This window comes from Chryseobacterium angstadtii, from assembly GCF_001045465.1.
In the GTDB taxonomy this organism is placed as follows: domain Bacteria; phylum Bacteroidota; class Bacteroidia; order Flavobacteriales; family Weeksellaceae; genus Chryseobacterium; species Chryseobacterium angstadtii.
This window is the reverse complement of record NZ_LFND01000002.1, coordinates 63790-85548: the sequence shown is the minus strand read 5'-3', so window position 1 is coordinate 85548 and position 21759 is coordinate 63790. Positions and strand designations below refer to the sequence as shown.

The following is a 21759-nucleotide window of genomic DNA, read 5'->3' as shown; positions in this document are numbered from 1 at the left end:
GTTATTTTAGTTTGTAAGAAATCATGACACCACCTCTGTAAGGGATAATCTCTCCGCTTTTGTTGAGCTTTTGTGCATAATCGTACCGTTCCCCTGTGGAGCGGTCATATCCTTTATAGAAATCTTGTGAAGAGCCTATTGATGCATAAATGTCCATATTCAATCGATCGGATAATTTAAACTGATATCCTCCTGTAATGCCCAATATGAGAGAATATCCCTTTTGATACAAATTCGAAGTAATAAAAGTTTTTCCTCTTTCATCAGTGATCGGAGCATCGGACCAATAGCTCCATTTTTGAGCATTAAAGGCAGCTACTGCTATGTTTGCTCCCACATACCAACGGCTGAATGCCTGGTTAAAATAATATCTTCCTTCCACAGAAAGAGAATAATACTGCATTTCATGTCCTGCAAAAGACTTCCAGGGTGATACCAGAACGTCGCCTTGTATGGTAATTTTTGGAGTCAGTTGTTTTTCCAGACCGACATTAATCACTCCAATTGGAGCCAGAAGTGCATTGCCTTTTATGTATAGGCTTTTTTCCTGCTCCTGAGCTGTAAGACTTCCTACAGAAAGGATGGCTATAGATGCGGTAAGAAATTTGTGTTTTAGCATTTATTTTATTTGTTTCAGTAATTCGTCTGCGAGTTGGTAATCTTTACCAGTCTGAACGGCCATGTTTTTGGACATTTCAGCATAGTTTTTCGCCATTTCCTTGTTCCCGGTCAGAAAATAAAGTTTCGCAAGAATATAAGTGTTTTCCGGTGTTTCTCCACGCATTACAGATTTTTCAGCCCATTCTGCTGCTTTCTTTAATGATGCGGGATTTTTAATGTGATCACCGAATACCCATGCCGCTCTCAGCAGTTCATTAGGTTCGAATGCATCGGAATTGTTATAATACTCTAACGCTGCTTTTTCAAATTCAGGGAAATTGGCATTTTGCTCGTAGTAACTGAGTTTCGTCTGGTTTAGTTTTGATTGTGCAAGCTGTTTTCCTACTAGCGGCTCGGCCGTTTTCATGAAATACTCCTCGTTGATTCTTTTATTTTTATCATCAATAGCCTGCTCTACAATCTTTGAAAGTTTGAGTTGGCTGTCAAATTCATTGTAAGTTTGTTCAGGAAGATATTTAAGAATCTCTGCCTTTCTTGAGGTAAATATTTTGTAGTTGCTGTCTTCCGTAGACTTTACAAAAAACAGAAGGAACCCAATTTCTTCTTTTGAGATTTCTTCGGTTTTCTTTTTGTTTTCAAAATATCTTTCGGAAGCTTTTTTAGCGAAATCGTAATCTGAAGAAGAGTTCAGTCTCATAATATTAATCAGGAATTCCGGATCTTTTTCTCCTTTAGCAAAACGCTCTTTGAGAGATCCTTTTTGGTTTCCCGGAGCGTTGATGTCCTGAGCCATGGCTATAAACATACTTGCCTCCATGTAGCCTGAGTTTTGCGAAACCAGTTCACCTTCACCATTCAGAAAAAGATAAGTAGGATAGGAGCGTACTCCGTATTTAGCTGCAATTTCCCTTCCTTCACCTTTTTCCATGTCAAATCTGGCATTCACGAAATTGGGGTTGAAATAATCTCCGACTGTTTTCTGGGTAAACACATTCTTTTCCATCATCTTACATGGCCCACACCAAGAGGTATAAGCATCCAGAAAAACCAGCTTTTTTTCCTTCTTAGCCTTGGCAAGAATATCTTTGAATGGCAGTTCCTGAAACTGTATGGCTTCCTGAGCCCATATTACAACAGAGCAGAAAACAAATACCCCGGAGATGATCTTCTTCATTTTCAAATTAGATTTGTAGGCGAAGATAGTTATTTTCCAAAATATAGACGATGAATTTATACGCTCAGCCTCTATATTAACGAATTTTAAGACTGCAGCCGATTCCTTAAAACAAAATAAACAGGCCGAAACCTGTTTACTGTCTTTTATAATTTTTTTAGTTTGTAACTGATTAAGAAACAGCTTCTACGGCTTCTTTGATCAATTCTGTAATTTCTCTAGGATGAGTGGCTAATGAAGCATGGCTTGCATCAAGATGAATAATCTTTTTAGCGTTCATTCTTTCTGCCATTTCCTTTTCTGTGGCAGGAGGAATCATCCTGTCGTTGTCAGAAACCTGATACCAGCTTGGTTTTGTTTTCCATGCAGGTTCTCCGGCTTCAGCAGCGAAAATACTTCCGTGGATAGGTTTTTGTGATAAAGACATCACCACCGAATCTTCAGGGTTTAGGTCCTGCGCAAAGCTTTCATGGAATTTGTCATATTTAATCCAAAGAAATCCTTTCTCATCCGGAACAATATTAGCTCCGCCTGCAGGCTGTTCTCTGCGTCCGAAGATTCCTCCCAGACTTTCTCCCTTGTCCGGTGCGAAAGCAGCAACATAAACCAGTCCTACCACTTTATCGTGATTTCCGGCTCCAGAAATTACAGCACCTCCGTAGGAATGTCCTACCAACAGTACTTTTCCATCCTGTAAGTCAATCAGATCTTTTGTTTTTTGGATATCCTCATCCATAGAAGTCAATGGATTCTGAACACTTCGTACTTTGTAGCCTTCGCTGTGAAGATTTTCAATAACGTGTCTCCAGTGAGAACCGTCTCCCCAGGCTCCGTGAACTAAAATAATTGTTACATTTTTGTTTTCCATATTTTTATTCTTTACATTTTGTAACACAAATTTAGTGGTACATTTTCTAAAAAATGTTCACTTTAGTTAACGTTTTAAAGTTCTGTTGCGGATTCTGCTTAATGACTGTGGTTTTACTCCAAGATAACTTGCAATATGTTTTTGGGCAACCAGCTGAAATATTTTAGGATTTTCTGTTAATAGGTTATGGTAGCGCCTTTCTGGGGAATAATAGAGCAGTTCCTCAATTCTTTTTTTGGCATTCAGATAAATAATTTCCGTCATTTTTCTTCCGAATTCCTGCCAGTACGCATTTTTTTTATAAAGTTTCTGAAGATCATCTTTATGAAGAAGCAAAACTTCCGATTCTTTGACAGCTTTGATGTTCATTTTGGAACGGGTATGACAAAGAATGCTCTCATAATCGGTGAAAAAATAATTGTCATAATGAAAATTGAAGTTCACATCCTCACCTCCTTCATTGATGTAGAACGTTCTCATGAAACCGGTTTTCAGAAAACCTAAATACTGGCATTCTTCACCTTCTCTCAGGAAAAAATCGGATTTTTTATAATTGGTTTCTTTAAGATAGCTGCAGAATTCTTCATAATGCTCTTCGTCTACCAGAAATAATGGACCGTATTTCGAATACTCATCAAGAATTTTTTTCATACATATCAATTTGAAGGAATGATAAGCGGGCTTAAATGGGTTAATGGAAAATAATAACTGACAACTAAATTATTAAAAATTAATGGAAATAAAAATAGAATAAATAGAGGAACGCATAATGGAAAGCGGATAGCTTTAACACAATTATATGAAACATTGGTTTTATGATTTTTTAAATAAGAGTTCTCTTAAAATTGAGATCTGTACAAGAAATTGAAGTCTGTTTAAATTTGCTTTAAAATTATATCTATTTTTGCGTTGAAACTATTGATCATAATTCACTTAACAAAATATTGAAGCTTTTTTATGCTTTTCCTATCCGGAGTTTTTTTAGCCTTTTTCTTAGCTTTTCTTTTAATTACCAAAAGAAATAAGAGCATAGCAGATTTTATTCTCGCAGCTTGGCTTATCGCAATCGGGTTAAATCTGGCAGGGCATTACATGCTTCTTACCGATCAGTACGTTCTCTATCCTTCTTTTGTTTTTTTTGGATTTTCACTGCCTTTGGTTTATGGTCCGTTTTTATATCTTTATATCAAAAGACAGACTTCTTCGGAGCAGTTTTCATGGAAGCATCTGCTGCATTTTGTGCCGTTGCTGATATGCAATCTGATGTTTCTGTCTTTTTATGCAGCTCCATTTGAAGAGAGAGTCGAGATTTTCAAGCACCATGGAAGGGAATTTGAGACAGAAATGTTTCTGAAACTGTATTCCATCTATATTTCCGGAGTTATTTATGTGGTTCTTTCGTTTTCTGCCCTTTATAGATTCAGGAAAAATATGGTTCAGCAGTTTTCCAATACGGAAAAAATCAATTTTAACTGGCTGCTGTATCTTATTATATGGATTGCATTGATCTGGGGACTGGTTCTTTTTACGGAACAGGTGAATATTATTTACGGAGCTGTTACCATATTTATCCTTTGGCTGGGTTATTTTGGAATCAAGCAGGTTCAGGTTTTTAATCAGCCGGTACCAGTTTTTGCTGGCAATACAGAAGAGGCAAGTCTTGTTTTTGAAAATAAAAATGATGAAGAATCCATGATTTCTGTGGAAAAGAAATACCAGAAATCTACTTTATCCGAAGAAAATATTGATGACATACATTCAAGGCTGATGCAGCTTTTGAGCGAAGATAAACCGTTTATCAATCCTAATCTTACTTTGAATGAACTGGCGGCAAAACTGGATATTCATCCGAATTATCTGTCTCAGGTCATTAATTCCAAAGAAGAAAAAAACTTCTATGAACTGATTAATGAAAAAAGAATAGAAGAATTTTTAAACAGGATTTCACTTCCTGAAAGCAAACAGTACACGCTGCTTTCTATAGCATTTGAATGTGGGTTCAATTCTAAAACATCTTTTAACAGAAATTTCAAGAAATATACAGGCGTAACTCCCAGCGAGTATCAGAAAACTTCCTGATCTCTGGTTTCAAGTTTCAGGGAAAAGGGTTCAGGTTTCATAAGTTGCTTTAAATCAGATTGTTGATTTTGACGGTAAATGTGTGTCAACTTGCCTATTGGGGCGATTGGCTTTCGGGAATAATGAATCTTTGCCTCATGATTTTAAACCCAAAATTATGAGCATGAAAGCTTTTAAAAAAAGGAATGCCGCTCTGGCTACCTTTACTATTTTTACTTTATTGTTTTCCTGTACGGATGGACGTACAATTGACGGTCCCGGAAATCTGGTTCCTAAAACGGTAGATCAGGATTCTTCACTGCCTTCCCTGTTTGCGAACGGCGCTATGCTTCATTCCGAGGCTTTCGGTCCGGAAAACGGAACCCTTGTTATTGCCATCCACGGCGGTCCGGGAGGAGATTACCGATATCTTCTCAATGGGAAAGATCTTGCGGCAGAAGGATTTCGTGTTGTATTTTATGACCAGAGAGGTTCCGGGCTTTCCCAGCGGTTCCCCAAAAAGTCCTACACCAATCTGGGGGCAGGGGCTATAGATGTGATGTATGATGAACTTCATGCCGTGATTGCTCATTACCGCAAAAATCCGGGGCAGAAAGTGGTTCTTTTCGGGCATTCCTGGGGAGCAATATTGGCTTCAGGATATGCAGGGAAATACCCGAATGACATTCAGGGGCTTGTTTTGTGTGAACCTGGCGGCCTGAAATGGAATGATATCGAAGATTACGTTAAAAAGTCCCGGTCATTCAAATTATGGAGTGAGATTCTTAATGATTCGGCTTATATGGATCAGTTTATTTCAGGGAAAGAGGATCAGCATGAGATTTTGGATTATAAAATGTCGATGCTGGCATCCAAAAATGACATTACCGGTGAAGGTGATTTTGACAGCAGTGCAAGCTGGCGGAGCGGAGCAGTTATTATGGATGCTCTTTTTGATATTGGGGATCAGTATACCATTGATTTTTCAAAGGGACTGCAGAATTATAACGGCCCATCCTTATTCTTTTACAGCGAAAGAAATAAAGCATATCCGGATTCCTGGGCACAGAAAATTACATCAAGTTATCATAATCCTTCCGTTGTGAAAGTATCAGGAGTAGGGCACGACGGTATCGTTACCAATTCCGGCGCATGGAACAACCAAACGAAACCTAAAATAACCGCCTTTATTAATTCCCTTTAATTCACAACCATGAAAAAAATGATATATAAGACTGCATTGTTTGTGTTGATGATCGGTATGACCAATGCTCAGACCATCAACTGGGGTTCTGAAAATAAAGAAAAACATATCCTTAATGCCAATATCGGAGCGGAGTACGGAGTTATTTTCGGGCTTGGATACAGTTATAAATTAAATAGCAGGCTTTTTCCGATGATGCTTGGTGCAGAATTTTCTACTCCGTCCGGAAATGATTTACTGGATGATTATAAGGCCAAAGCCGGGGTGAATGTAAGATGGATAAAGGTTCACGATTTTCAGCTGTCTACAAGGGTTCAGGGGCTTTTTAGACTGATTGAGAATGAAAATGCTGCCATTGTGAATTTCGGACTGGATATGGCAGGAGTGATCGGATATTACAGACCGAAATGGTTTGGAGGGGTGGAAGTAGGCTTTGATAAAGCTATTGTAACCCACTTTAAACATTCGGAGAAATATAAGGAGATTTATCCTGATGTTAAAAACGGTTGGTATGAACCGGCAACAGGTGGAAACTTTTATTATGGTTTGCAATGCGGATATACGTTCCGGAACCAGGAAATTTATCTGAAAGGCGGAAATATAGTGTCGCAGGATTTTAAAACCAAGCCTCTGCTTCCTTTTTATGCTCAGATTGGATATAACTTTAAACTGTAGAATTTTTGATATACAACCATAAAAAAACCGCCTTGATTAAGGCGGTTTGTGGTTTCTCCAGGAATCGAACCAGGGACACATGGATTTTCAATCCATTGCTCTACCAACTGAGCTAAGAAACCATTTGTTTCGTTGTTTATTGTGGGTGCAAAAGTATAATATTTTCCAATACCGCGCAAGTTTTTTTATGATTAATTTGAAAAGTATTTTTGACGATGGTTTTTTAGAGCAGGTATCCGCTTAAAAATCAGCGAGTCCTTTGCTACAAGCCTTTTTTTATTTTTTTGTGATCTTCACCCCAGATTTCTAACTGATCTAAAACGGGAATAAGATTTCTGCCGATTTCCGTTAATTCATATTCTACCCTGGGAGGAACTTCTGCATACACCGTCTTTAAAACCAGTTTTTCTTCCTCCATTTTTTTGAGCTGCATGGTCAGCATTCTTTCACTGATATTCGGGATCTTTCTTCTGAGCTCAGAGAATCTCATTTTTCCTGTTCTGAGGCAATAGCAGATAGAAAGGATCCATCGGCCGCTGATGAGATTCACAGCATATATTTCAGAGCAGCTAAGCTCCAGACCTTTTTTATTTTCGTGATTGGTGGATGATTCTTTAATACTCATACTAACATTTTTGTTCGTTCCATACAATTTATTGAGAATTTTGGAAAGCGATATTCATCAGTTAAATTTACAAAATAAAGTCATACTTCCTGTCTGTATGGGGAAACTTCATTCACTGAAGACATATATAATCATTTATACCAATTGGCAATGGATTTCAACAGAATTGACAAAGACCTTAGAGTAAGCATTGAGAACTTTCCGTTTTCGTTAGATATAGATCAGAAGATATTTTTGGACAACCCGGAAATTATTCAGAAAGAAAGAGAAGAACTGGTAAGGAATAATCCCTTCAAAGGTCCCGATCATATTAAGGTAAAAGATATTTTCATAACGAGCTCCGTTGATCATTCTCAGATCAGGCTGCATATCTATCAGCCGGAGGAATTTGATCGGCAGAAAACAATCGTATACTTTCACGGGGGAGGATATGTTTTTGGCTTACCTGAGCAGGTGGATCATCAGATGTTTGAAATAGCAGATCATCTTAAGGCAACTATTATTTCTGTTGATTACAGACTTTCCCCACAATATAAATTTCCGGTTCCGGTACTGGACGGCTTTGATGCATTGAAATGGGTAATTATGCATGGAAATGAGTATCTGGGAATTGATACGGATCGTATTTCTGTATTTGGAGCGAGTGCCGGAGGGCATTTGGCGGCAGCAGTTACACAGATGGCTAATGATAGCGGTTTCCAAAATATAAAGCATCAGTTCTTATTATATCCTGTGATTCACAATAAACTGAATACGCCTTCCATGAACGAGTTTACAGATGCTCCCCTCTGGAATAAAAGATATGCTGAAACGGCATGGCTCCATTTTCTTGGGAATGATAAGGATAAAAGTTTAATCTATTCCGATCTTACCCATTATTCTGATTTTCCGGGGCTGCCGAGAACAACAATTGTTGCCTGTGAACTTGATCCTTTGAGGGATGAAGCTATAGAATTTGCTCAGTTTTTATACCAGGCTGGGGTTAAAACTGAACTTTGGGTCATACCGGGTGCCGTACATGTGTTTGATCTTTTCGATTCCCCGTTAACGGAAGAATATAAACAATTTTTATACAGCAGAATTTTTAATTTACAATAAGCATAAGATAAAAGATGAATTTAAGAGACAACAGACCGGGACTTCTTCTGATTGATATTCAGAAAGGTTTTTTGGATGATCATTATTGGGGTGGAAAAAGGAATAACAGAGATGCGGAAAAGATCAGCGGCACTATCCTGAAAAAATGGCGGGAACTTGATCTGCCTGTTTTTCATATCAGACACAGTTCTGTTAATACAAAATCAAGACTGCATGGATCTGATCCTAGTTTTCAGTTTAATGAGTATGTTCTGCCACAAGAGGGTGAGCCGGTGATTACAAAAAATGTAAACAGTGCATTTATCGGAACGGATTTAAAAGAAAGGATAGATCAGTTGGGTATACATACTCTGGTGATTGTAGGGATTACAACCAATCACTGCGTTTCAACGACAACGAGAATGGCCGGGAATTTTGGGTATGAAACCTATGTTATTTCAGATGCAACCGCAGCTTTTGACAGAGTAGGGATCAATGGGGAGAAATATGACGCTGAACTGATTCACCTTACTGCTCTTGCCAATTTAAATGAAGAGTTTGCTACCGTATGGGATTCTGAAAGATTACTGAAGGAATTGTAGTGTTCAATAATCAGAAAACCAGTGTTTTCCATGTGAAAATTAGGATGTATTTGTCATGTGTTTAGGAAGTAAAAAAATCACAGTTAGTGGAATATTATTTTATAACTTTGATTTAAAATTAAACACCAATGAAAGTATTCCCCAAATTTATTATAATCCTTTTGCTAGTAATGAATGGTATCTCTTGGGCTCAATTTCCGGGAGGTGTTTCAAATAATTTACAAATTTGGGTAAAAGCCGACGAAGGAACCGGTACAAGTATTGACAATGCTCAGGTTGCTATCTGGAGCAATCAGAGAATAGGTGGTGTAGATGGAATTGCCAATCAGGGAATTCCCGGAAATTACGCAGACCCGGGAATCGGAGTAAGACCTGTTTATAGAGCTGCCACTTCTATCCCGAATTTCAACTTTAATCCTGCGATTGAAATCGTAAGCACGAATGGGTATCGGGCCGGTTATAAATTTCCCCTGGGTTTTCCTGATAATACAACCAATGCTATAACGTCCTATACTCATTTGTCGAGAACAGGATCAACCAACTACAGAACTGTTTTTGTAATGAACGGAACAGCAAGAAGCTCGAACATTTCAGATATTGCAGGGGTGTGGCAGTCTCCTTTTTTTGGAACCTATGGGAACCGCCCTGAATTCTATAATGAGAAAGAATTCGGGGATGTCTTTTTTGGAAGTAATACAATCAGTACTGTGGGAACCGATATTCCAAGTATACAGTCTTATTATAACAGCATTTCCGGTGGGAGCATGGGTTATTTTTTTGATAATAACGGTTTATCATACGGAGGCCCTTCCAATAATGTATCTTCTACAGCCAATTATCCGGGAATGGTACTTTTAATGGATAATGACGGAGGAAACGGAAGTACTTCTTTAGCGGGCGACAGAATTGGAGAGTTTATCCTCTATTCTGAAACACAAACGGCTGCTGAAAGGCAAAGGGTGAATTCATATTTGGCCATTAAGTATGGGATTACGCTGGAGCAGCCACAGGATTATTTAACTTCAGATGGTTCTGTTTCCTGGAATTCAGCTGCAGATACAACTTTTAATAACAATATTTTTGGGCTGGCATTAGATAATAATTCGGTCCTGAATCAGAAAGTTTCAAACAGTATCAATTCAAATACGATTCTTACTGTTGCCAATGATAATGATTTTATCTCTGCAAATACAGCGGCTACGAGAACTCCTTTTGCCCAGGATAAAACTTTTCTTGTATTGGGAGATAATAATGTTACTGATATAAGCTTAGTCGCCATGGGTAATCCTTCTACTTTCAGCAGAATACAGAGGATCTGGCGGGTGCAAAGAACCAATGACACCGGGAAAACATATCTTCAAGTTGATTTATCCTCTTATCCTGATATTCCTGCGGCTACAGCATTGAACAAGGTGTATATGATAGTGGCTAATGATCCGGCTTTTGGTACAAATCTGCAGTACATACCGGCATTAAGTTTTTTGGGAGGTACAGCTGTTTTCGATTACGAATTTCCAAGTGATAAATATATTTCCTTTGGTGCAGGTAATGCATTTTGTACAAGAGAACCGAATACAACACCTGCTACTGCATTTACGAAGATAGGAATCACCGGATATAGTACAAAACAGAATAACTGGCCTGAAAATATTCCCAATGGTTTTATAGCACTGGAGTCCGGATCTGAAGGGATGGTAATTACGAGAACCACTCCGGCAAATATTCCTGTTCCGGTAGAAGGAATGATTATTTATGATACTTCTGCCAACTGCTTTAGTTTGTATAATGGAAGTGCGTGGAAATGTATGGTAAGAGCCTGTAATAATTAAAAAAAGATCAATGAAAAATAAAAAAATAAAAAGCATTATTTGTGTCTTGGCTGTTATTTGTTCAGGTATTCTGAGTGCTCAAATAGGAGTGGAAACAGAAACAATAAGAGGGAGTGGTATTATGGACTTTCCAGCAGGTCTGGATAAAGGAATTATCATACCTATTCTTAATTCAAATAGAAATCCTAATCCTTCTCCCGGAACAATTATGATGTATCAAAACAGAATAATAGGATTTACAGATTCGGGAAGTATAAATTTTACAGATGAGGGAGATACCAGTGCAGTATCATTTAACACTTCCACGCCTCAGCCGGTAGGCGTAAACAGTATTATTATAGGATCTGACACATCAACGGCTTCCGGTGGAGCCCTGGTATTTGAATCTTCAGATAAAGCCTTAATCCTGCCTGTAGTCTCCAATGTTGTCAATATGCCGAATCCGTATCCGGGAACCATTTGCTATGATCAGAACAGTAAAAGTTTTGCCATGTTTGATGGAAAAGTGTGGAGCTTTTGGAAATAAGACTCTGTTAGCTGTGTCAACAGTTTATAATCTTCTAGAATTGACTGAAAATAAAAACCGCCATAATTGAGGCGGTTTTTTATTTTCCAGGGGTATATTTTATCTTTCTTATTCCTTATAATTTATAATTAAGTTTTTTTAGACAAAATTTATATCCTCTTAATGTAAAGGGACAAGACAAATCAACTGGTGGTGAATACTCAAAAACCGGTAGGTACTGGTTTGTACGATTGTTTTAATTCTTAATTTTATTAAACAAAAAAAGTTTAAATGACTTCATTAAAGAAATGAATACAAATCACCACCCTACATTAATAGTTTTAGCAGCCGGAATGGGCAGCAGATACGGAGGTCTTAAGCAGATAGATATATTTACTCCACAGGGAGATACAATCATAGATTTTTCTTTATATGATGCATTGCAGGCTGGTTTTAAGAAGTTTGTTTTCATTATTCGTAAAAGTTTTGAAAATGAGTTTAAGTCATTAATAGAGAAAAAAATAAAAGGAAAAGCTGAAATTGAGTATGTGTATCAGGAGATTGATCGTGTTCCTCTAAAATATCTAAATGCAGAACGTACCAAACCCTGGGGTACGGGGCATGCCTTACTGCTTACTAAAGATGTGATACACGAAAACTTCGCCATTATTAACGCGGATGATTTTTATGGAAGAGATGCTTTTATGGTGATGTATGATTTTCTGAAAAATACAGATATGAACTCTTATAATTTTAGTATGATAGGCTATTTACTGAAGAATACGGTTTCAGACCATGGCTATGTTTCCCGGGGTGTATGTGATGTAGATTTTAATGGAAACTTATTAAATGTAACAGAAAGAACATATATAGAGAAAAGCGAAAACGGATTAAGGTACAAAGAAGAAGATGAGAGTTTTACACCCATTGAAGAAGAAGTAACAGTATCTATGAATTTTTGGGGGTTCACACCCAGGTGTTTTGAATTTGGCAGTGATTCTTTTAATCGTTTTTTAGAAAAAAACAAAGAGAGTTTAAAAGCAGAGTACTATTTGCCCACTTTGGTTGCCGACAGTATAGCATCCGGAAAGGTTAACGTAAAATTACTGAAATCTGATGACAGGTGGTTTGGAGTTACCTATCCTGAAGATAAAAAAATGGTACAAAAAGCCATTTCAGAATTAAGAATGAAGAAACTTTATCCGGAGAATTTATGGGAATAATCTAACATTACAACTGGTAAATTTATCCTGTTTCCTCAAATAATGCCTATTAAAAATTTTCTACTGTATCCTGTATGTAAATAAATCAGAATCAAAGCCCATGAGAGAAAAAGAAATTCATTCAATTTTTGATCAGTTTGAACATAAGTTTAATTTTCAATCGTATAGTGAACTCACCTCAGGGCACATCAATAATACTTTTCTTATTATTACAGATTCTTGTGAACATTATGTTTTACAGTGCATTAATCATCATGTTTTTAAAAATGTTCCCGGTCTTATAAGTAATAAAGTTACTGTCAGCAATCATCTATTAAAGAAATTAAATGATTTATCCCCAAAAGAAATCGGAAAAAAAGTGCTTTGCTTTACTAAAGCAAAAAACAGCGAAAACTTTTATTATACGGATGGAATTAGTTATTGGAATCTGATGCCTTATATTGAAGCGGGAAAAATACATGAAGTAGTAACTCATAATGAAATTGCATACGAAGGAGGTAAATTAATGGGCGAATTTTTAAATCTCACATCAGATTTAGATCATTCAAAGCTAATAGAGGTGATTCCAAAATTTCATGATATGTCTTTCCGTTTTCAGCAATATAAACTTGCCATTCAAAGTGCCAGAGTTGACCGTCTTAAAAAAGCAGAACCTTATATCAACTGGGTTTCAAAATTAAGAGACGAAATGCTGATTCTTCAGCATCTCAAAGAAACAGGAAAAATCCCCATAAGGGTTACTCATAATGATACTAAGATATCAAACATGCTTTTTGATGAAAAAAACAGGGGAATATGTGTATTAGACACAGATACCGTAATGCCAGGTATTATACATTACGATTTCGGAGATGCTATTCGTACCATTTGCAATACGGCTACAGAAGATGAAACCGATTTATCAAAAGTAGAGTTTAATTTAGAGTTCTATAAAAGCTATACTAAAGGATTTTTGGAAAAAATGGGAGGTGTTTTAACGCCAATTGAAATACAATATTTACCCTTAGCTGCAAAAACTATGATATTTATTATTGTACTAAGATTTCTTACAGATTATCTCAATAATGATGTTTATTTCAAAACCAAATACCCTGAGCACAATCTTGATCGTACCAAAAATCAGTTTAAACTTATACATAGTTTAGAGCAACAGTTTAACGAAATGATTATTGATCTATGAAAAAATATCTTATTACCGGAGGCGCAGGATTCATCGGAAGCCATATCGCTGAAGAACTGTCAAAAAATGGGCATCATGTTATCGTATTAGATAATTTAAGGACAGGATTTAAAAAAAATCTGGAAGGATTAGATGTGGAATTTATCAATGGAGATATAAGGGATAAAAACCTTCTTTTTAAATATGCGCAGGAAGCCTCAACTATTTTTCACCTTGCAGCATTAGTAAGTGTACCGGAGTCTTTAATCAATATTTCGGAGTGTATAGATATTAATACACATGGAACCATCAATGTTTTAGAAGCTGCTAAGCGTAATTATGGCTGTAAGGTTATTTTATCAAGCTCTGCTGCCAATTATGGAGATGATCCTATTCTTCCTAAAATAGAAAGCATGGCTCCAAAACCCATGACTCCTTATGCCATCAGTAAATTGGATGGTGAATATTACCTGAATATGTATCAGAAACAATGGCAAATACCCACTGCCTCATTGAGATATTTTAATGTTTTTGGTTCGAGACAAAATCCTGATTCTGCCTATGCCGCTGCCGTTCCCATTTTTATAAATAAAGCACTAAAAAATGAACCGATTACTATTTATGGAGATGGAAATCAGACCAGAGATTTTATTTATGTAAAAGATATAGTTCGTGCCAATATTTTTGCCTCAGAAAAAGGAGACTCTATCTATAATATTGCTTTAGGGCACAGCACTTCTATTATTGAGCTTGCAAAAAAAATTATTGAAATTACGAATTCAAAATCACCAATTGTTTTTTTAGAAGAACGGGCAGGAGATATTAAGCATTCAACAGCAGATACCTCTAAATTTCAACAATTAGGATTTAAACCTCTTTATTCATTAGACCAGGCATTACTAGAAACAATAGAATACTATGACAAAAGAAATAGGGAAACGAAAGAAATAATATCCTTATAACTGAAAAAAAATAATTAAAAATTTAGAAACACAAATTCTCTATATACTATAAGTTCAATTTTAGCCCTCTCCAAAACCCAATTAATATGTTAAAGAGTACAATAGATTTCTCTACAGGATTTGAAAAAAGATTTGAAAAGATAGAGACAGTTATTTTCACGGATTCGCTTTCAGCTTCAAAATCCGTAGCAAAAGAAATTTCAGACCTTATACGCGTAAAGCAGTCTCAAAAACAACCTTGTATTTTAGGACTGGCAACAGGTTCCTCGCCCAAAAGTTTATACGCTGAATTGGTACGCATGCACAAAGAAGAAGGTTTGAGTTTCAAAAATGTAGTCACTTTTAATCTTGACGAATATTATCCTATGGAACCAGATTCCATACATAGTTATGTGCGTTTTATGAAAGAATTATTGTTGGATAAAGTAGATATTCTTCCTGAAAACTACCATATTCCTGACGGAACATTATCTAAAGAAGAAATAGCTGATTATTGTACTGACTACGAACTTAAAATAGAAGCTTTAGGCGGAATAGATTTACAGGTTCTGGGTATTGGTGGTAATGGTCATATCGGGTTTAATGAATCGGGCTCCTTACAAAATTCCAAAACCCGCCTTGTGGCATTAGATCATATCACAAGAGTAGCCGCAAGCAATGAATTTTTAGGACTGTCAAATACGCCCAGAACAGCTATTACATTAGGGGTAAAGAAAATAATGGAAGCGAAAAGAGTCATATTATTGGCTTGGGGCGAATCTAAATCAAATATTATAAAAGAGTCTGTAGAAGGTCCTGTTACCAATCTGGTGCCAGCTTCCTATTTGCAGGAACACAAAAACGTTACTTTTGTATTGGATCAGGGAGCTGCTCATAAACTTACCCGGATTAATACTCCATGGTTGGTAGAAAAAATAGAGTGGACTGATGTGTTAATCCGAAAAGCAGTTTTGGGATTAGCCCAAAAAATAAAAAAACCTATACTAAAACTTACCGATTCTGATTATATAGAAAACGGAATGAGCGATTTGCTGGCAGACAAAGGACCGGCTTACGATATCAATATCCAGATTTTCAATAAACTACAGCATACCATAACCGGTTGGCCTGGAGGTAAGCCAGGAGCGGATGACAGTAATAGACCAGAAAGAAAAACTCCGGCTAAGAAAAGAGTCCTTATATTCAGTCCGCATCCAGACGATGATATTATTAGTATGGGCGGAACTTTCATAAGGTTGCACCAACAGGGGCATGAAGTTCATGTAGCCTATCAAACCTCCGGAAATATAGCAGTAGCAGATTCTGAAGCATTGCGATTTGCCAATTTTGTGTGTGATTACAACGAAATGTTTGGCATAGAAAATGGCCCGGCGAAAAAGATTTTTGATAAAGCAGTCAAATTTTTACAAAATAAGAAAAATAGCGATATAGACATTCCTGAAGTAAGACATATAAAGGGCTTAATAAGAAAAGGAGAAGCAAGATCTACCTGCTATTACGTGGGAATACCGGACAGCCAGATTCATTTTCTGGAAATGCCATTCTATGAAACAGGCAGAATAGAGAAAAAACCATTGAGCAAAGAAGACATAGAAATTGTAACGGATATCATAGATAAAGTAAAACCACATCAGATATTTGCAGCTGGTGACTTAGCAGATCCTCATGGAACGCATAAAGTGTGTTTGGATGCTATTTTTGAATCTGTTAAAAATTTGAGACCAAATGAATATATGAAAGATTGTTGGCTATGGCTATATAGAGGAGCATGGAAAGAATGGTCTATAGAAGAAATAGAAATGGCAGTTCCGCTAAGCCCGGATCAAATTTTGGAAAAACGCTATGGAGTTTTCAAACATCAATCTCAAAAAGATGGGGTAGTATTCCAGGGGACAGACATGAGAGAATTCTGGCAAAGAGCAGAAGAAAGGAACAGAGAAACAGCAGAAACGTATCATAAAATGGGACTTGCCACTTATGCTGCCATGGAAGCTTTTGTAAGGTGGGAATTCTAAAAAGTTGAATAATGTCTTTCTGTAGAAGAAATTTCACTTCCTAAAGGTTTGCAGGGGAAGTAATATGCCTGTTTTTTAAGGATATTCTATAAATCAAATTTAATATATTTTACTTTTTTACTGTTACCAATTTTTGACCAGTACAGAAGGTAGTTTTGGGCGGATTTTTTCCGCCCATTATTATTTTAACCTTTAAAAACCCGACTTACTATTGGGTTGATGATCCATGAATAACAAGGTGAAAACGCTTTTATAATACAAAAAAATCAATAGGTTAAATGTTTTTTTCTCTTGGAAAATAGAGAAGAAAAAGGCGTGTCTGCCAACCATAATCAATCTTTAAGGGCTTTCTGATAAGGCATATTCAAATGATTTTCTAACTGGTGGTAAAGGTACAAAAACTGGTAGCTACCAGTATGGAGGTATGATGTAAAACTATACATTTGAGTTACACAGGGTTAATGTTATAGTAATAGTTAGTTCATACTCAGAAACGGAAAAATAAGAAGAGAACTACCCTTATCCTCGATAGAATAATATTGTTATAAAAATCAATAAAAGATGAAGAAAACTACAATTTGTATTTTGAGTGCCATTCTAATGTCATCTATCACATTAGTGGATGCACAGGAAACTAAAAACAAACCTTCGGACTCTATCCCTAAAAAAGTAAAAGAGGTGGAAGAAGTTGTTTTAGTAGGATTCGGAAAACAGAAAAAAGGAACTGTTTCCGGATCTATAGCTTCTGTTGATAAAAAGATACTACAGGATCGGCCAACAACAAGCTTAACAGCGAGTATACAAGGTGCTTTACCAGGAGTTACCATTAAGTCTTCTTTGGGAGATGTAGGTTCTGTACCCACCTTGAATGTAAGGGGAAGAAGTGTTGCAGGGAATTCACCCCTCTATATTATAGATGGTATTCCCTCTAGTGCTGCAGATTTTTCCAGGCTAAGCCCGGCTGATATTGAAAATATAAGCATATTAAAAGATGCTTCGGCAGCTATCTATGGTGCAAGAGCTGGTTATGGGGTGGTTCTTGTCGAGACCAAAAAAGGCGGTGGAGGTAAGATGAGTATAGGTTATAATATGTATAATGGCTATCAGACGCCCACCTATCTGCCTAAGTATGTAGATGCTGTTGAATATATGAAGCTGAAAAATGAAGCATATTATAACGCTAATAATAATGTTGGTCATTTTTCTCAATATAATCAGGGGCAAATAGATCTTACCGCTTCAGGTACAGACCCGGACAGATACCCAAATACAGACTGGTATAAAGCAACTTATAGAAAAATGGCCAATGTGCTTAATAATGAGATCAATGTGTCAGGTGGAGATAAAACCCGTTATTTCGCAAGTTTAGGGTATTTGAAGCAGGAGTCTCTATCCCCTACAAAAGGGATGGATAGATATTCTTTTAGGACCAATACCTCCTCTAAATTAAGTGATAAACTTACCGTAAATTCTAATATATCGTTTATCAAACAAATGATCAATGATCAGGGAGGTAGTATTAATACCGCAGAATTAGCAAGAATAACGCCTACTATGGTAGTAAGACAGTCGAATGGATGGTGGGGATCTGTTAATGCCGGTAAAGTAGATAACACATTTGCAAATACCAATCCTGTAAGAAATAACACTGAGGGAGGAGATTCTAAGTCAAATGATCAAAAATTTATGGGAGGATTATCTGCCAACTACACTCCTGTAAAAGGATTAAATGTAAATGCTCAAATCAACTATTCAAATTGGAACTATCGTTTAGGGACCTTTGTAAATACACTAAACCCTGTTTACAACTTTTTAACCAACGCTCCAATTGGTTCAACTGCGAGAGCGATTAATAACTATTCTGAGTCCTGGAATTCTGATGAATTACTTAATACTCAGGCCTTGATAAGTTATGAAAAAAACATATCATCACATTATTTTAAAGTGTTGGGAGGTGCTTCCTATGAAGACTATACAACCAGATCTATATCTGGTAAAAAATCTAATATTCCAAAAGATGGATTACATTCTTTAAGTGCTCTTAGTACCCTGGACGGAACCTTAGATGAATTAAAATCCAATACCGGGCAATATGCTTTCCAGTCTGTTTTCGCTCGTATCAATTATAATTATCAGGAAAAATATTTTTTAGAAGGTATTATAAGGGCAGATGCATCTTCGCGTTTTGCTAAAGAAAACAGATGGGGATATTTTCCTGCAGTTATGGCTTCCTGGAGGTTAGACAAGGAGAATTTCATTAAAAATCTGAGTTTTATCAATACACTGAAATTCAGAGGTTCTTATGGTAGCACCGGATCTATCAATACCATTGGTTATTATGACAATCAAACCTATATAGATAATACTTCTGTAGTTCTGGGGAATGCAATAGTAGGGGCAATGGTACCAGGTAAGCTTGGCTTTTCGGGTATAGGGTGGGAAACAATTGTTACCAAAAATATAGGGCTGGATGGATCTTTATTCAGCAATACTTTTACTTTCTCGGTAGATGTATATAGCCGTCTTACAAAGGGTGCATTAATGAACAATCAATTACCATATGAAACAGGTGTACTCATAGACAATGATCCAAACATAAACCAAACACCACCAATTAATGCAGGTGATGTAGAAAATAAAGGAATAGAAATTACTTTGGGGTATAATAAAAATTTTGAAAATGGAGACTTTTACATCAATGCTAATTTTGCTAAAAACCGAAATAATATTCGTTCACTTATAAACAGCAAGCCCCTATACAATGATTATTGGATAACACAAGTAGGAGGTTCAATTGGTGATTTCTACGGATACAAGACTGCTGGGCTCTTAACCCAGGAAGATATTAACAATAATTATCCTAAATTATACAGTACTTCTCAAGCTGGCGATATAAAGTATGTAGATATTAATGGTGATGGAGTTGTTGATGAAAACGATAGAACGGTAATAGGAAATGATGTTCCAAGCCTTACCTATGGTTTAAGTATAGGAGGCAGGTATAAAAATTTTGATCTTAGTGTAGTAGGGCAGGGAGTGGCTAATGTTGAGGTATATCTGGATAAAGAATCTTCTCAGGCATTTTTCAATGGTGCCGGTGTAAAACAATATGTTTCAGATAACAGATGGACTCCGGAGAATCAAAATCCTAATGCTTTGTATCATAGGGTTTTGCCGTCTGGAGGAGGAACTCAAAATATAGGGGTTACTTCAGATTTTTGGCTTTTTGATGCAAGTTACTTTAGAATTAAGTCTATTACTTTGGGATATTCCATTCCTCAGGAAACATGTAGCCTCATAGGATTGAAAAAATTCAGAATATATGCAAACTTGGAAAATTACTTTACGTTGAGAGGAGACAAGCGAATGAAAGATTTTGATCCTGAAATGGCTAGTGCTCGTTCAGCATATCCCAACTTAAAAACCATATCGTTTGGTATCAATGCAACTTTTTAATTTATTAAACCTCTGAAAATGAAAAAAATAAAAACTATAGTACTATCAGTTTCCTTGACAATAGTGACCAGTTCTTGTAATTTAGACAGGTTTCCGGAAGACAAAGTATCAGAAGAAACATTCTGGAAAACTGAAAAAGACGCTACCTTGGCATTAAATGGTATTTATACATACATGTCTAGCGCTGCTTACAGCAGTTTGTATAACGATAGTTTTACCGATAATTCATATGCTCAATATCCCTGGGAAACAACCGCAGTAGATGCTTCTGCAGGAAACATACTTCCTTCTATAGATTTCGGATACAATTTTACTACCATTAGAAGAGCAAATACTTTTTTGGAAAAAATTGATGAAATCCCAATGGATAAAAATTTGGCTGGCAGATATAAAGCAGAAGCCAGATTTATAAGAGCTTTTAATTATTTTGATTTATCTCAACGCTTTGGAGCTCTTCCACTCGTGCAAAAAACAGGTGAATTGGATGGGGCTACTCTTACCCCTATTTCTGAAACTCAAATTGATGATTTTGTAATCAGTGAATTAAATGCTATTGAAAATGATTTACCAGTTGCTTACTCCTCTGGCCAGGATAAAGGTAGAATAACAAAAGGAGCTGTATCCGCATTTAAGGCAAGGGTATACTTATACACAGGAAAATATAAAGAAGCTTATGAAGCTGCTCAGCTAGTAATGAATTCCGGAGCTTACGATCTTTTCAATACATCTTCAGTAGACACAAGTACAAATTATGACAGCTTTGTTACCTTTACTTCTGCCGCAGATAAGGACAATTTTTATAAAGGCTTAAGTAATTATCAGTCGTTGTTCTGGGCCAAAAATAATGGCAACAAAGAATCAATTTTAGAAGCTCAATTTGTACCGGATTCTAAAGGAGTATTTAGTAATAGCATGGCTCTTTTCCTATTGCCAAATGAAGAGAGTGGATGGAGTTCTGTAACCCCAACCATTGATTTGGTAAATGCCTATTGGAATAAAGATGGAACGGCATTTACACCTCCTTCTAATGCTACAAGAGCTTCAAATTATAATCATGGTAATCCAAATAATGCCTATCTGGATGAATTTAAAAACAGAGACACCCGTTTATATGCGAGTATAATGCATCCAAACGGACCCTGGTCTTACTTAAAAGGTTTTGGGACAAGTACACTGTTCAAATGGAATCAAGGTGCGAACAATACGTCTAAGATAGGTTATAATTATAAAAAAATGGCAGATTATGGCTCATTAGATGAGAACTTAAATATGAGCAACAACTTTATGCTTATCCGTTATGCAGAGGTATTACTCATATATGCCGAAGCAAGAAATGAATTTTTTGGCCCGGATGCTACTATTTATGATGCATTAAATCAAATTAGAAGTAGAGCAGGTATGGTAGGGGTTAACAACGTACAAACAAAAGAAACCTTAAGAGAGATTATCAGAAATGAAAGAAGAATAGAACTGGCAAATGAAGGGCATAGATTCTATGATATCAGAAGATGGAAAATTGCTCCAAATGTAATGAAAACAGTCTATGATATTACCAATACACAAGTGGCAGCAAGGGTTTGGAATGATAAGTTTTACAGATTCCCTTACCCTCAAACTGCGGTGGATTTAAATCCGAAATTACAAGAAGCTCAGGCAGCAAAGGGATATTAATTTTATATAAATAACCATTTAGTAAAAGCCAATTA

The 21759-nt window shown here is 36.5% G+C and carries 18 protein-coding genes and 1 tRNA gene; 13 read left to right on the top strand and 6 right to left on the bottom strand.

Translation table 11 applies throughout. The features are described 5' to 3' along the window. Window position 1: 1 nt before the first annotated feature. The 4 genes from ACM46_RS05700 to ACM46_RS05685 form a co-directional block, all read right to left on the bottom strand. Entirely contained in the window at window positions 2–619 is a 618-nt protein-coding gene (locus tag ACM46_RS05700; protein ID WP_048505686.1) for a DUF3575 domain-containing protein, read from the bottom strand. Next, window positions 620–1795, bottom strand: a complete 1176-nt coding sequence (locus tag ACM46_RS05695; RefSeq protein ID WP_048505685.1) for a thioredoxin family protein — start codon at window positions 1793–1795, stop codon at window positions 620–622. A 172-nt stretch (window positions 1796–1967) separates the two neighbouring features. Beyond that, complete coding sequence (locus ACM46_RS05690) at window positions 1968–2663, bottom strand: alpha/beta hydrolase (RefSeq protein WP_048505684.1); 696 nt, start codon at window positions 2661–2663, stop codon at window positions 1968–1970. Between the two features lie 66 nt (window positions 2664–2729). Continuing rightward, entirely contained in the window at window positions 2730–3314 is a 585-nt protein-coding gene (locus ACM46_RS05685) for a Crp/Fnr family transcriptional regulator (protein ID WP_048505683.1), read from the bottom strand. 306 nt (window positions 3315–3620) lie between these two features. Between ACM46_RS05685 and ACM46_RS05680 the strand changes: the two genes are divergently transcribed. From ACM46_RS05680 to ACM46_RS05670, 3 genes are all read left to right on the top strand, one after another. Continuing rightward, window positions 3621–4742 carry a helix-turn-helix domain-containing protein gene (locus ACM46_RS05680; RefSeq protein ID WP_048505682.1) on the top strand — a complete coding sequence of 374 codons (1122 nt, stop codon included), beginning with the start codon at window positions 3621–3623 and terminating at the stop codon, window positions 4740–4742. 163 nt (window positions 4743–4905) lie between these two features. Then, the gene (locus tag ACM46_RS05675; protein WP_157859427.1) at window positions 4906–5925 is read left to right on the top strand and encodes an alpha/beta hydrolase; all 1020 of its coding nucleotides are present in this window, start codon (window positions 4906–4908) and stop codon (window positions 5923–5925) included. A 9-nt stretch (window positions 5926–5934) separates the two neighbouring features. Then, window positions 5935–6600 (top strand): hypothetical protein, encoded by a 666-nt coding sequence (locus ACM46_RS05670; protein ID WP_048505680.1) that lies wholly within the window; start codon window positions 5935–5937, stop codon window positions 6598–6600. A 49-nt stretch (window positions 6601–6649) separates the two neighbouring features. Here the strand turns inward: ACM46_RS05670 and ACM46_RS05665 are convergent. After that, window positions 6650–6722, bottom strand: a tRNA-Phe gene (locus ACM46_RS05665). A 140-nt stretch (window positions 6723–6862) separates the two neighbouring features. Further along, window positions 6863–7225 (bottom strand): winged helix-turn-helix transcriptional regulator, encoded by a 363-nt coding sequence (locus ACM46_RS05660; protein ID WP_048505679.1) that lies wholly within the window; start codon window positions 7223–7225, stop codon window positions 6863–6865. Between the two features lie 150 nt (window positions 7226–7375). Here ACM46_RS05660 and ACM46_RS05655 point away from each other — a divergent pair, with 150 nt between their 5' ends. The 10 genes from ACM46_RS05655 to ACM46_RS05610 all read left to right on the top strand — a co-directional run bounded on the left by ACM46_RS05655 (window position 7376) and on the right by ACM46_RS05610 (window position 21724). Beyond that, complete coding sequence (locus tag ACM46_RS05655) at window positions 7376–8323, top strand: alpha/beta hydrolase (RefSeq protein WP_048505678.1); 948 nt, start codon at window positions 7376–7378, stop codon at window positions 8321–8323. 14 nt (window positions 8324–8337) lie between these two features. Further along, the gene (locus ACM46_RS05650) at window positions 8338–8904 is read left to right on the top strand and encodes a cysteine hydrolase family protein (RefSeq protein ID WP_048505677.1); all 567 of its coding nucleotides are present in this window, start codon (window positions 8338–8340) and stop codon (window positions 8902–8904) included. Window positions 8905–9074: 170 nt separating this feature from the next. Continuing rightward, window positions 9075–10733, top strand: coding sequence for a DUF8202 domain-containing protein (locus tag ACM46_RS05645; protein ID WP_048505676.1), 1659 nt, complete (start codon window positions 9075–9077; stop codon window positions 10731–10733). A 10-nt stretch (window positions 10734–10743) separates the two neighbouring features. Continuing rightward, window positions 10744–11259, top strand: a complete 516-nt coding sequence (locus ACM46_RS22785) for a hypothetical protein (protein ID WP_131707543.1) — start codon at window positions 10744–10746, stop codon at window positions 11257–11259. Window positions 11260–11546: 287 nt separating this feature from the next. Further along, complete coding sequence (locus ACM46_RS05635; protein ID WP_048505675.1) at window positions 11547–12461, top strand: nucleotidyltransferase family protein; 915 nt, start codon at window positions 11547–11549, stop codon at window positions 12459–12461. A 100-nt stretch (window positions 12462–12561) separates the two neighbouring features. Next, window positions 12562–13641, top strand: a complete 1080-nt coding sequence (locus ACM46_RS05630) for a phosphotransferase (protein ID WP_048505674.1) — start codon at window positions 12562–12564, stop codon at window positions 13639–13641. Continuing rightward, window positions 13638–14582, top strand: a complete 945-nt coding sequence (locus ACM46_RS05625; RefSeq protein WP_048505673.1) for an SDR family NAD(P)-dependent oxidoreductase — start codon at window positions 13638–13640, stop codon at window positions 14580–14582. Before ACM46_RS05630 ends, ACM46_RS05625 begins: the two co-directional genes overlap by 4 nt. An 86-nt stretch (window positions 14583–14668) precedes the next feature. Continuing rightward, entirely contained in the window at window positions 14669–16597 is a 1929-nt protein-coding gene (gene nagB, locus ACM46_RS05620) for a glucosamine-6-phosphate deaminase (protein ID WP_048505672.1), read from the top strand. A gap of 561 nt (window positions 16598–17158) precedes the next feature. Next, complete coding sequence (locus ACM46_RS05615) at window positions 17159–20053, top strand: SusC/RagA family TonB-linked outer membrane protein (protein WP_083997347.1); 2895 nt, start codon at window positions 17159–17161, stop codon at window positions 20051–20053. Between the two features lie 18 nt (window positions 20054–20071). Further along, window positions 20072–21724, top strand: coding sequence for a RagB/SusD family nutrient uptake outer membrane protein (locus tag ACM46_RS05610; RefSeq protein WP_048505670.1), 1653 nt, complete (start codon window positions 20072–20074; stop codon window positions 21722–21724). Window positions 21725–21759: the final 35 nt, after the last annotated feature.

Excerpts from the sequence above, each read along its gene's own strand:
- ACM46_RS05655 (WP_048505678.1), top strand. The coding sequence starts at position 7,376 with ATGGATTTCAACAGAATTGACAAAGACCTTAGAGTAAGCATTGAGAAC.
- ACM46_RS05625 (WP_048505673.1), top strand. The coding sequence starts at position 13,638 with ATGAAAAAATATCTTATTACCGGAGGCGCAGGATTCATCGGAAGCCAT.
- nagB (WP_048505672.1), top strand. The coding sequence starts at position 14,669 with ATGTTAAAGAGTACAATAGATTTCTCTACAGGATTTGAAAAAAGATTT.
- ACM46_RS05610 (WP_048505670.1), top strand. The coding sequence starts at position 20,072 with ATGAAAAAAATAAAAACTATAGTACTATCAGTTTCCTTGACAATAGTG.
- ACM46_RS05615 (WP_083997347.1), top strand. The coding sequence starts at position 17,159 with ATGAAGAAAACTACAATTTGTATTTTGAGTGCCATTCTAATGTCATCT.
- ACM46_RS05660 (WP_048505679.1), bottom strand. The coding sequence starts at position 7,225 with ATGAGTATTAAAGAATCATCCACCAATCACGAAAATAAAAAAGGTCTG.
- ACM46_RS05635 (WP_048505675.1), top strand. The coding sequence starts at position 11,547 with ATGAATACAAATCACCACCCTACATTAATAGTTTTAGCAGCCGGAATG.
- ACM46_RS05680 (WP_048505682.1), top strand. The coding sequence starts at position 3,621 with ATGCTTTTCCTATCCGGAGTTTTTTTAGCCTTTTTCTTAGCTTTTCTT.
- ACM46_RS05700 (WP_048505686.1), bottom strand. The coding sequence starts at position 619 with ATGCTAAAACACAAATTTCTTACCGCATCTATAGCCATCCTTTCTGTA.
- ACM46_RS22785 (WP_131707543.1), top strand. The coding sequence starts at position 10,744 with ATGAAAAATAAAAAAATAAAAAGCATTATTTGTGTCTTGGCTGTTATT.
- ACM46_RS05690 (WP_048505684.1), bottom strand. The coding sequence starts at position 2,663 with ATGGAAAACAAAAATGTAACAATTATTTTAGTTCACGGAGCCTGGGGA.
- ACM46_RS05675 (WP_157859427.1), top strand. The coding sequence starts at position 4,906 with ATGAAAGCTTTTAAAAAAAGGAATGCCGCTCTGGCTACCTTTACTATT.
- ACM46_RS05650 (WP_048505677.1), top strand. The coding sequence starts at position 8,338 with ATGAATTTAAGAGACAACAGACCGGGACTTCTTCTGATTGATATTCAG.
- ACM46_RS05645 (WP_048505676.1), top strand. The coding sequence starts at position 9,075 with ATGAATGGTATCTCTTGGGCTCAATTTCCGGGAGGTGTTTCAAATAAT.
- ACM46_RS05695 (WP_048505685.1), bottom strand. The coding sequence starts at position 1,795 with ATGAAGAAGATCATCTCCGGGGTATTTGTTTTCTGCTCTGTTGTAATA.
- ACM46_RS05630 (WP_048505674.1), top strand. The coding sequence starts at position 12,562 with ATGAGAGAAAAAGAAATTCATTCAATTTTTGATCAGTTTGAACATAAG.
- ACM46_RS05685 (WP_048505683.1), bottom strand. The coding sequence starts at position 3,314 with ATGAAAAAAATTCTTGATGAGTATTCGAAATACGGTCCATTATTTCTG.
- ACM46_RS05670 (WP_048505680.1), top strand. The coding sequence starts at position 5,935 with ATGAAAAAAATGATATATAAGACTGCATTGTTTGTGTTGATGATCGGT.